At 75.9% G+C, this 11,411-nt stretch carries 6 protein-coding genes and 1 tRNA gene; 2 read left to right on the forward strand and 5 right to left on the reverse strand.

The annotated features are described in order from the left end of the window. From MHY85_RS17895 to MHY85_RS17910, 4 genes are all read right to left on the reverse strand, one after another. The coding region (locus MHY85_RS17895; protein ID WP_239198974.1) for a lamin tail domain-containing protein at window positions 1-2,435 on the reverse strand (2,435 nt) is incomplete at its 3' end. A gap of 124 nt (window positions 2,436-2,559) precedes the next feature. Further along, window positions 2,560-3,255 (reverse strand): NYN domain-containing protein, encoded by a 696-nt coding sequence (locus MHY85_RS17900; protein WP_239198977.1) that lies wholly within the window; start codon window positions 3,253-3,255, stop codon window positions 2,560-2,562. Between the two features lie 164 nt (window positions 3,256-3,419). Beyond that, a tRNA-Ser gene (locus MHY85_RS17905) sits at window positions 3,420-3,508 on the reverse strand. A 65-nt stretch (window positions 3,509-3,573) separates the two neighbouring features. Beyond that, the gene (locus MHY85_RS17910) at window positions 3,574-4,839 is read right to left on the reverse strand and encodes a threonine/serine exporter ThrE family protein (RefSeq protein ID WP_239198980.1); all 1,266 of its coding nucleotides are present in this window, start codon (window positions 4,837-4,839) and stop codon (window positions 3,574-3,576) included. A gap of 233 nt (window positions 4,840-5,072) precedes the next feature. Between MHY85_RS17910 and MHY85_RS17915 the strand changes: the two genes are divergently transcribed. Both MHY85_RS17915 and MHY85_RS17920 read left to right on the forward strand, forming a co-directional pair. Next, window positions 5,073-7,793 (forward strand): Ig-like domain-containing protein, encoded by a 2,721-nt coding sequence (locus MHY85_RS17915; protein WP_239198983.1) that lies wholly within the window; start codon window positions 5,073-5,075, stop codon window positions 7,791-7,793. A gap of 55 nt (window positions 7,794-7,848) precedes the next feature. Then, window positions 7,849-8,247, forward strand: coding sequence for a YchJ family protein (locus MHY85_RS17920; protein ID WP_239198986.1), 399 nt, complete (start codon window positions 7,849-7,851; stop codon window positions 8,245-8,247). Here MHY85_RS17920 and MHY85_RS17925 read toward each other — a convergent pair. Beyond that, window positions 8,211-11,060, reverse strand: coding sequence for a hypothetical protein (locus tag MHY85_RS17925; RefSeq protein ID WP_239198989.1), 2,850 nt, complete (start codon window positions 11,058-11,060; stop codon window positions 8,211-8,213). The two genes, MHY85_RS17920 and MHY85_RS17925, sit on opposite strands and share 37 nt — an antisense overlap. Window positions 11,061-11,411: the final 351 nt, after the last annotated feature.

Consider the following 11,411-nt stretch of genomic DNA (forward strand, 5'->3'; position numbering starts at 1 on the left):
GGGGCGGCGGGCGCGGCCGTGCCGGGGGCGGTCGGCGTCGTCCCGGCGCCGGGGCCCGTCCCCGGACCGGTGCCGGGGTCGGTGCCAGGCCCCGTCCCCGGATCGGTCCCCGGGTCCGTCCCGGGGTCGGTCCCCGGGTCCGTCCCGGGGTCCGTCCCGGGATCCGTCCCCGGGTCGGACGGGTCGGACGGGTCGCAGTCGAGCGTCCCGCCGCGCAGCGAGTGCCCGTCGGTCGCCGCGTCGTCCGCGTAGAACGTCGGCACCGTGCCGTCGGTGCACTCCGCCTGGGGCGCGAGCGCGAAGCCCTCGTTCGCGACGTTCCCCGAGCCTGCGGGCCGGTCGAACACGTGCGTGGCGGCGAACGCGCCGTCGGCGCCGATCTCGTGCAGCGCCGTCCGGCCCTCGCAGGCCTCGTCGCAGACGACCCACAGCGCGGCGCGGTCGGCGTCGAACTGCACGTCCGCGACGAGCGCGAGGTCGGTCTCGACGGTCGCGACCCGGGTCGACCCACCGTCGTCGGCGAGGGCGTAGGCGTAGACCGCCGCGGTGCCCTCGACGCCGACGAGGAACAGGCCGGTGCCGTGCCCCGGGTACCGGGACGGCTGGTAGGCGGCACCGGTCGTGGCGTCGACGAAGCCCCGCGCGACGAGGAACGTGTCGGGGACCCAGGTGATGCCCTCGAGCCCCGCGTTGGCGCCGAGCCCCGGGAAGTCCGCCGCCAGGTCCCACTCGCGGGTGGCGGTGAGCGTGCCGCCCGCGCCGGTCGCGTCGTAGCGCAGCACCGAGGGCCGGCTGACGCTGCTCGCGGCGCCGCCGTCGCGCTCGGACGACACGTAGATCCCGTTCGCGCTGTCGTCGCCGACCAGGGTGACGCCCTCGGCGTCGACCACCGAGCCCGGCAGGCCGGTGCCCGCGGGGTAGGCGAGCACCTTGCCGGCGCCCCAGCCCTGCGTGGCGTCCGGGGCCCACCCGCCCTGCCCGTCCGGGACGATCCGGTAGAGCAGGCCGTCGCCGTTCTGCACCGCCCACAGGGTGCCGGGGGCGCGCGTGCCGGACGGCTCGTAGTCGAGGCCGCTCAGGTCGCCCGCGAACATGCCCTCGGCGTCGAGCGTGCGCACGTCGGCGCCCCCGGGCCAGGTCTCGGGGGTGATGATCCCGGCGCACTCGTTGCGCGCGCCCGGGGTGGGCGCGGCGGTGGTGGCGAACTCGCCCGTGCCGTCGGGGCAGCGGCCGTACGTGGTGCCGGCGTGCGCGGACCAGGAGGACGCGTCGACGACCGTGACGCCGTCCGGCGTCAGCAGCCGCGCGCTGTCCGCGCCGCCAAGGCCGAAGCCGAACGCCGCCTCGTCGAGCACGAGGTAGCCGCCGGCGGCGAGCGTGGTGCCGGTCGGGACCAGGTACCGGTGGGTGTCGTCCGCGTCGGCGAACAGGTAGCCGGACAGGTCGACGTCGGCCACGCCGGTGTTCACGAGCTCGACCCAGTCGCCCGGCGTGCCGCCGCTGGACTCGACCTCGTTGATCCGCACCGGGACGCGGCAGTCGTTCGGCGCGCCCTTGGTCGGGACGCTGGTCGTGGTGAACGCACCCGTGCCGTCCGGGCAGCGCCCGTAGGTGGTGCCGACGGCGTGCGCCGTCCAGGCGTACGACGCGACCTCGGTCACGCCGTCCGGCAGGAAGATCCGCGCGGCGTCGGCGCCGCCCAGGCCGAAGCCGAAGTCGGGGTCGGTGGCGGTCTCGCCCTCGAGCACGAGGAGCGCCCCCGGCTCGACGACGGTGCCCGCGGCGATCCGGTCGGTGCGGCCGTCGTCGTCGTCCTTGATGACGTAGCCGGACAGGTCGAGGGCCGACCCGCCGGTGTTCATCAGCTCGATCCAGTCGGTGTCGTCGCCGTTGGACTCCACCTCGTTGATCACCAGCGCGCCCCCGGCGGCGGGCGGGGCGCAGTCGTTCGCGGCGCCCTTCGTGGCCGAGGCGGTCGTGGTGAACGCACCCAGGCCGTCGGCGCACCGGCCCCAGCTGGTCGCCGGCTCCTGGGTCCAGGCGTGCTCGTCGAGCAGCGTGGTCCCGTCCGCGGCGTACAGCCGGGCGGTGTCGGCCTTGCCGAGCCCGAACGCGGCGGGGTCCCCGTCCGTGTCCGTGTCCACCGCCAGGTACCCGCCGGGCGCCAGCACCGTGCCCGCGGGCAGCGCGAGCGTGCGGTCGTCCTTGTCGTCCTTCAGCACGTAGCCGGAGACGTCGACCGGCGCGGAGCCGGTGTTCACGAGTTCGACCCAGTCCTGCGCGACGTCGACCTCGTTGATCGCGACGGTGCCCAGGACGGGGGCCGCCGCGGGCGCGCCGCCCGCCGCGAGCGCCGGCGCCGCGGTGCCGAGCGCGGAGGTGAGCAGGAGGGTGACGGCGGCGGCGGTCGCCGGGGGTCGCCAGGTCAGTCGCACGACGGAGGGCCTTTCGCAGGTCCGGAGGGTCGTGCGCAGGTTCGCGGGCGGGCACGAACGGCCGGTGAACGGCGGGCGACGCGGCGGCGGCGGTGGCCCGGACAAACCGGGCGGGTACGACCGGCTAGAGGCGCGGTACGTAGGGTCCGGGGCGTGGTCCCCGCTTCGATGGCGCGTCCGCGGGCCTGTTGTAGTCCCGGTCGTCAGTCACACCCCAGTACGACTGGCGGTCCAACCAGATGCAGTAGAGCGGCTGTCCGTCCAGGCGGATTCGCAAGGGCTTACTCCCCCTGTCGCCCTTCCAGGCGGCGACCTCGACCTCGGGCGCGCCTCGAGACACCGTGCGCCGACCGACGAACGAGATCGCGGGCTTCAGGTCGTAGTCGGCCGACATGACGATCGCGACGTCGTACCTGTCCTCCATGCACATCGTGACAAGGTCCACGGCGAGAGACACGTCGATGCCCTTTTCGCGCGGCTTGTCCGTACACGACTCCTCGCCCCAGTCCTGGGGGTAGCGCAGGTCCGTGAACGTGCAACGAATCTTCGAGTTGGACCGCCACGCGGCCTCTTGGCGCCGGAAGGCCGCGTAGCCCTTCGGGTCATGCTGCTGGGTCGGGCGCCCTCGGTAGATGCGGATCTCGGTGAGGTCGAACTCGTCCTCGGGGTGACGCCGTGCGTGGTCGCGCATGAGGACGTGACCGAGGTCGACAGGGTCCACCTGCCCGTCAGCGACAGGCGAGTCCCGCGAGTGGAAGCTCTCCCGGGCGCGCATGTACACGTTCTGCCAGTCCAGGAAGACGACGACTCGCTTCTTCACGATGCCCCCGGGGAAAGAAAAGCCCCGTCGTGCGGCGGAGCCGGACAACGGGGTGGATTGGTATCGACTCTAGCCAGGACGCCAACTTCACCGCAAGCGGGAGTGACGCGCACCACGAGACACGCGACGAGGGCCCGGTCGCGTGGACCGGGCCCTCGTGGAAGCGGAGACGGTGGGATTTGAACCCACGGAAGGGTTGCCCCTTCACGACCTTAGCAGGGTCGCGCACTAGACCTGGCTATGCGACGTCTCCAGGCTGCATCAGAGTACCGGGCCTCCCGGGCGTCCAGCAAAGCGGCCCCGATGACCCCCGGGGGGTCAGTGCTCGAAGCCCCACTCCCGGTCCGTGAGCATCCGCGCCACCGCGAGCCCGACCGACAGCGCCACGACGACGAGCCCCGCCTGCACCCCGTAGGCCAGCGCCTCGGTGGTGTCGCCGTTCGAGAGGTAGAACACCGCCCGGTACGCGGAGACGCCGGGCACCATGATCACGACCGCGGGGACGGACACGGTGATGCGCGGCACGCCGAGCCGCGGGGCGATCACGGCCGCGAGCAGCCCGACCAGCAGCGCGGCGGCGGCTGCCGCGGCCTGGGGCGCGACGTCCTCCACCAGGTACAGCCGGCCGGTGTTGGCGACCATGCCGACGACGGCCGCGCCGAGGGCCATCCGCCACGGGCTGTTGAACATCAGGGCGAACCCGAGCACGCCGACGAAGCTCGCGACCATGCGGAGCCCCAGCAGCAGCCCGGCGTGCAGCACCGGGGCGGCCTCGGGGTCCGGGGACAGCCCGACCGCGATCGACACGCCCCACACCGCGAGCGCCGCCGAGGTGAGGATCATCAGCGCGTAGGTCAGCCGGGCGACGCCCGCGGAGAAGTCGAGCTTCGCCAGGTCGAGGCCGCCGGTGACCAGCGGGAAGCCGGGCACCAGGAACAGCACGGCCGAGACGTACCCCGCCGCGTGCCGGACCTCCGTGGCGCCGAGCCCGTGCACGACCGACACCAGCCCGAGGTACGCCAGGCACGCGAGCGCGGCGGCGAGCATCGTCACGCCGAACTGGTTGAACCCGCGGTGCAGCAGCACCCGCCGGGTGAGCTGGCCGAGCCAGGCCGCGACGAACGCCCCCGCCATCTCGACGGGGCCGCCGTTGTTGAGGAACGCGAAGGCCGCGCACGCGACGGCGGCCCACAGCGCGTTGACCGCGTCGGGGTACAGCGGCCGCTTGTGCTCGATCCGGTCGAGCTCGGCCGACACCTCCTCGACGGTCGCGCGTCGCCCGGAGGCGGCGAGCGAGCCGGCGAGGTGCTCGAGCTCGGCGAGCCGGTCGGCGTTGATGCCGACCGACCGCACCTCGGCGACCTCCGTGCGGAAGCTCGGGCCGCGGTGCGACGTCGTGGTGATCTCGGTCAGGGTCACGTGGGCCTCGTGCCGGTCGACGCCGATCGCGCGGGCGATCCGCGCCATCGACGACTTGACCCGGTACGACCCGGTCCCGGCGGACAGGCTCAGCCGGCCGACGCGCAGGGCGACGCCGGACTGGCGGATGAGCTCGAGCTCGTCGTCGGTGGGTTGGGTCGGCACGCGCACCATGATGGCGGGCCCGCGCCACCGTGAGCGGGACGTCGGTACCGGGTGGCGCCGCACCCGGTCGCCGTCGCCGCCATCCCTCGCCGCCCGGCGCGCCCGTCGGTACGGTGGCCGGACGCGCTGGTCGGGGGACCGGCGGACGAGGTGTCGGGGGCACGGTGCGGGCGAGGTCGGGCGGCAGCACGCGGCAGGACGGCACGACGAGGGCGCGGGCGGCGACGGGACGCGTGCGGCGGTGGGCCGCCGCGGCGCTCGCCGGGCTGCTGCTCGGCGCGCTCGTCCCGGGCGGCGGCCCCGCGCAGGCCGCGCCCGCCGACGACTGCGCCGCGCCGACCCGGACGGTCACCGGCTCCGCGTCCGGCGCCGCCCTGGCGGTCGCGGCCGGCGAGGTCGTGCTGCTCGCCGGCGGGACCCAGGCGGGCGGTGTGGACACGCTGCCCGCGGGGGCGACCCTGTGCGTCGCGGCGGGCGCGACCCTCGCCCCGGCGTACCTGAACAACGCCGCGGGCACGCTCTACGTGGCGACCGGCGGCACCGCGGCCATGCCGTCGATCGCCGTGAACGCGGGTTTCGTGCTGGACAACGCCGGGACCGCCACGTTCGCCGGGCTCGCCCTCAACGGCCAGGCGACGGTGACCAACCGGGCCGGGGCCAGCCTGACCGTCACCGGCGCGTTCACCCCCGCCGCCGGCACGATCGTCAACGACGGCACGCTCGCGCTGCCGGGCGGGGCGACCCTGAACTCCCCGGTGTCGCTCACCAACAACGGCACGCTCACCGCCGCGGGCACGACGATCGTCAACGGACCGTTCGTGAACGCGGGCACCGCGACCCTCGGCGGGGACCTGGTGGTCAACGGCTCGGGCTCGCTGACCAACCTGTGCGTGCTCAGCGCGGCCGGCGGGCTCACGAACAGCGGCGGCTCCAGCAGCACCGGCCTCGTCGCGCTCGGCGGGGGCTTCGTGAACCAGGGCACCTGGCGGCAGACGCCCGCCGCCGCGCTCACCGCGACGACGCTCGCGGACGACGGCGCGGTCACCGGGTTCGGCCGGTACGTGTTCACCGGGACGACGAGCGTGCAGGGCGGCTTCGACGGCGACACCCGGTTCATCCCGATCTTCGTCGACGTCCCCGGCACCACGTTCCCCGACACCGGCGCCGGCTCGGTCACGAACGTCGACGTGCGCGACCTGACGGTGCCCGGGCCCGCCGACTACCCGGCGCTCGACTGCGCCGACCCGGCCGCGCCGGCGTCCGCCGACGTGCAGGTCACCAAGACCGGGCCAGCGGACGTCGGCCCGGGCGGGCAGCTCACCTACACGATCGAGGTGACGAACGCCGGACCCGACCCCGCGGCGGGTGTCACGGTCACCGACGACCTGCCCGCGGCCCTCACCGGCGTCACCGCCTCGGCCGGCGGGGTGGTCACGCCGCCCACGGTCACGTGGTCGCTCGGCACCCTGGCCGCCGGCGACACCGTGACGCTCACCGTCACCGGGACCGCACCCGCAGCCGGTGTGCTGGTGAACACGGCGAGCGCCACCGCCACCACGCCCGACCCGGACGCCTCCAACAACGACGGCAGCGCCGCCTCCGAGACGGTGACCACCGAGGTCACGCCCGGCCCCGAGGTGGTCGACCCGCCGACCGCCGACGACCTCGTGCGCGAGACGGTGGCCGGCCGGCCGATCGTCTCGGCCGTGACCGGGAGCAGCCCCGACCCCGACCTGCAGCTGCGGTTCAGCACCGTCACCGGACCGTCCGACGGCGTGCTGGTCCTCCTGCCGGGCGGCCGGTTCGGGTACCTGCCGGCCGCCGGGTTCGTGGGCACGGACACCTTCACCTACCGGGTCTGCGACAACCAGACGCCCGTGCAGTGCAGCGCGCCGGCGACGGTGACGCTGATCGTGCACCCCCTCGCGGTCGACGACGAGACCACGACGCTCGTCGACCAGCCCGTCACCATCGACGTGCTGTCCAACGACCCGCCCGGGGCGGTGCTGTCGACCAGCCTGGTGGACGCGCCCGACCACGGCCTGGTGACCGTCGACCCCGCGACCGGCTCCGTGGTCTACACGCCCGGACCCGGGTACTTCGGCACGGACTCGTTCACCTACCAGGCGTGCGCCCCCGACGACCCGACCGACTGCGCCCCGGCGGTCGTCACCGTGCACGTCTGGCCGGACAACGCGCCGCCGGTCGCACCGCCGCTGTTCCTGGAGACCACCGTCGACACCCCCGTCGCGGGCGACCCCGCCGTGAGCGACCCCGACGGGGACGCCGCGACGATCACCTCGACGTTCCCGTCGTCCGCCGGCGGGACCGTGACCGTCTCCGGCGGGACCACCACGTACACGCCGCCGCCCGGTTTCGCGGGGCGCGACCTGTTCCAGTACACCGTGTGCGACGACGGGACCCCGGTGCTGTGCAGCACCGGGCTGGTCGCCGTGCTGGTCGACCCGGTGGCCGTCGACGACGCCGCCACGACCCCCGAGGGCACGCCCGTGACCATCGACGTCGCCGCGAACGACCGGGGCACGGTGCTGGCGCCGGACGTCATCGCCGGGCCCGGGCACGGGTCGGTCGAGCTCGTGGACGGGGTGCTCGTGTACACGCCCGCGCCCGGCTTCGTCGGGACGGACACCTTCACGTACCGGGTGTGCGCGGCGGACGTGTCACCGGCGTGCGCGAGCGCGGTGGTCACGGTGACGGTCACCGCGGCGGGCGGGGACGGCGGCGGCGCGCCCGGTGACGGACCGGGGGCGGGTGACGGCGGGTCCGGCGCGGGCGGCGGGACCGGCGGGACCGGCGCGGCCGGCTCGACCCTCCCGCGGACCGGCGCGGACAGCGTGCCGCTCGCGGCGCTCGCGCTCGGCCTGGCCGGGGTCGGGGTCGCCCTGAGCGCGGCGGCCGCCCGGCTCCGGAGGGTGCGCGGCGCGCGGCGCTGAGCCGCCGACCGTCCGGCGGGGCCTCGCGTCCCGGGGTCGGACCGATACTGGACCCGTGCCGACGCCGACCCGCTGCCCCTGCCTCAGCGGCCTGCCGTACGACGAGTGCTGCGGCCCGCTGCACCGCGGGGAGCGCGCCGCCCCGACCGCCGAGGCGCTGATGCGGTCCCGGTACAGCGCGTTCGCGGTCGGCGACCCCGCGTACCTGCTCGCGACCTGGCACCCGTCCACCCGACCCGCCACCGTCGACCTGGACGACGCGACGGTGTGGCGCCGGCTCGACGTGCTCGCGACCGACGGCGGCGGGCCGTTCGACACCACCGGGACAGTCGAGTTCCGGGCCTCGTACAGCGACACGAGCGGTCGCGGGTCGCTGCACGAGGTGAGCCGGTTCGTCCGCGACGACGGCGCCTGGTCCTACGTCGACGGGTCGGTGGACCCCGGCCGGGGCTGACGCCCGCGCAGCGCGAGCGCGCCGCCGGCGACCAGGGCGAGCGCGAGCAGCGAACCCGCCGCGAGCGCGCCACCCGTGACCGCCAGGCCGCCCGGGTCCGTACCGGCGCGCGGGGCGCCCGGTGTCGTCGGGGCGGCTCCCGGGGTGCCGCCGCCCGCGCCGTCCCCGTCGCCGCCGCTGCCGGCGTCGCCACCCGCACCGTCGCCGCCCGGGCCGGGCGGGGTGGTCGGGCCCGGGCCCGGTGACGGCTCCGGCTCCGGCGAGGGCTCCGGCGAGGGCTCGGGCGAGGGCTCGGGCGACGGCTCGGGCTCCGGCTCCGGCTCCGGCTCCGGCTCAGGCTCGGGCGACAGCTCCGGCTCCGGCTCCGGCTCCGGCTCCGGGTCGACCACGATCTCCGGCACCACGGCCGTCGTCCCCGCGGTCACCGGCTGCACGGCCGGCACCCCCGCGGGCGCCTGCGCGTGGGCGGTGGCGGTCGCGTGCACCTCCCCCGCCTCCCGGTCGGCAGCGGTCACCACGTACACCTCCGTGGCCGCGCAGCCGGTCACGTCCCCGGGCGCCAGGGTGGTCGCCGCGCACACGACGTCGCCGACGGGCACGTCCCTCACCTGCAGGTCGGTGACGACCACGTCGTGCACGGTGACGGTGCCCGTGCTCGTCACCTCGAACGCGTAGCGGACCCGCACCTCGGACGCGCCGGGGGCGTCGTCCTCCTCGACGGCGGCGGTCATCGCCAGCGCGATCTCCGCCACCGCGGCGCGCGTCGGGGTCGTGACGGCGTGCTCCCCGTCAGCCGGCGTCCCGGCGGCCGTCCGCGCGGTCGCGCGGGCGACGGCCGCGACCCCGCCCGCCACGAGGTCCTGCTCCGTCACGACGTGCTCGGCGTCCCCGGTGCAGGTGGTCGTGGCACCGGGGTCGAGCTCGGTGGCCGCGCAGGTCGCGGAGCCGGCGCGGTCGTGCTCGACCACCAGCCCGCTGAGCGGCAGGTCGCCGGTGTTCTCGACGGCGACGTCGTACCGCACGACGTCGCCGACGCCGGCGACGTCGTCGCCGTGCTCCGCCACCAGCACGGCCTCCTGCGTGACCGCGAGGGCGGCGGTCGCCGCGACGAGCGGGACGTCGAGCGTGCCCGGCACGGGCACCAGCGGGTCGGCGTGCGCCGGGACGGTCGCGTCCGGGGTCGCCACGCTCGTCACCCCGGCCGCGAGCACGTCGGCCTCCCGCAGCACGTAGGGCTCCGCGGTGCAGGCCGTCGCCTCCCCCGGCGCCAGCTCCGTCGCGTCGCAGGTGACCGCGACGCCCAGCTCCTCCCGGACCCGCAGGTCGGTCAGGTCGACGTCGCCGGTGTTCCGCACCTCGTAGGCGAGCACGACGAGGTCGCCGGCCGTGACGAGCCCGCCCGGGCCCCCGTCGACCACCGCGGACGCGGTGACCTCGAGGCCGGGGCTCCCGGTGATCGCCACGAGCACGTCGTCGGCCGCCGCGACCGGCCCGTCCGCGCCGGTCGCCGTCGCCCGCGCCGCGTTCAGCAGCTCGCCCGCCCGGCCGTGCTCGGCCCCGACGACGACCTCGACCCGGCACGTCACCGACGCGGTCGCGGAGCCGGCGGGTCCGAGCTCGGGCACCGTGCACACCGCGTCCGGCCCCACGAGCGGGTCGTGCACCTCGACGTCGGTCAGCGGCTCGGCGTCGGTGTTCGTGACCACCAGGTCGAACGGGATCGTGCTGCCGGACCGGAACGCGTCCGGCAGGTCGTCGGTCTGCGCCACCTGGACGACCAGGTGGAGGGGCGACAGGGGCTCGACCGTGCGGACCTCCACGTCGCGGATCAGGTGCACGTCGCTCACGGCGCCCGTCGCGGCGGCGAAGCCGAGCTTGTACGTCGCCGGCGCCGCCTCGGACATGGTGTGCGTGAGCACCGTCTGGTACGCGGTGCGGGTCCCGGTGAAGTCGATCTCGACCGTGACGACCGGCCGGACGTCGGGGCTGACGGTGACGCGCACGTTCCGCTGCGCGGCCGCGATCAGCGCCGTCGTCGAGGTCCAGCCGGACGCGTCGAGCCGCTGCGCGGACCTGTCGAGCTCCCGGGTCGCGAGCCAGCAGTAGCCGGTGCCCCCGTCGCCCGGGCCGCGGACGGTCACCGCGTTCGGCACCAGCCCGCCGGTGTACGGCGACGGCGCCGCGCACCCCGCACCGCGTCCCGTGTCGTCCCGGGCGAAGTTCCCGTACAGGTCGAACCCGACGCCGAGGTACGCGCCGGACACCCCCGGCGTCGTCCGGTCCTGGGCGTAGCCGAGGCTGCCGCCGAAGGCACCGAGCTCACGCAGGTCGTGCGCGCCGTCGACCAGCACCAGCCCGATGCCGTCGGCGCCGTCGCCGCCGCGGGGCCGGTACATGTACTGGTCGTACTCGACCACGAGGCCGGCGCCGGCCGGGACTGCGCGGTCGAGGGCCACGCCACCCGCCTGGCTCACCACGTCGTCGGTGAGCTGGAGGTAGCCCGGCGCCGCGCCGGGCACGGGACCGTTGCCGCTGCCGAACGGGCACGGTCCCAGCGCCGACCCGCCGACGACCGGCGGCGTCAGGCCCACGGCCGCGCCGGTCAGGCAGGCGGACCCGAGCGGGATCACCCGCGGGTCCGCGACCGTCCGGCCGTCGAAGTCCTCGCGCAGCAGGAGCGAGCCCTCGCCCGCGGCCACGGGCTGCGGCACCTCGGCCGCCGGGACGCCGCCCGCCCCGGCGAGCCCGAGCGCCAGCGCCGTCACGATCGTGCTCAGGACGCGTGCCGTGCGACGCGCCGGTGTCCTCGCCATCAGCCTGTCCTCCTCCGGACGGCACGCGCGCCGTCGTCTGGCGCCCATGGCAGTCGAATGGCACGCCCCATCTCCGGGTCCGTAGGTGCTCGATGGGACATATCAGTAGCGGCCTCAGTGCCGCACTCCAGTTTTTGAGTGGCTGCGCGGCCGCTGAGTAAGTGGTCGCGCTGTCATTCGGCGCTGTGACAGCCACGCAAATCCGGACCCGGCGCACGCGCCCCGCGTCGCGGCCACCGCCGACGTGCGTCGGGCGACCGTGGCGCTTCACCCGCACCGACGGGGTCGTCCGCGCCCGCGGCGGCCGATGGGTGGGGAAAGCCGTTCCCCCACGAGGACCCCGCCATGCCC

The sequence above is a fragment of the Cellulomonas sp. ACRRI genome, from assembly GCF_022346185.1.
GTDB lineage: Bacteria > Actinomycetota > Actinomycetes > Actinomycetales > Cellulomonadaceae > Cellulomonas.

Bases quoted from the DNA above. Each gene is read 5' to 3' on its own strand.
- MHY85_RS17925 (WP_239198989.1), bottom strand. From the start codon at position 11,060: ATGGCGAGGACACCGGCGCGTCGCACGGCACGCGTCCTGAGCACGATC.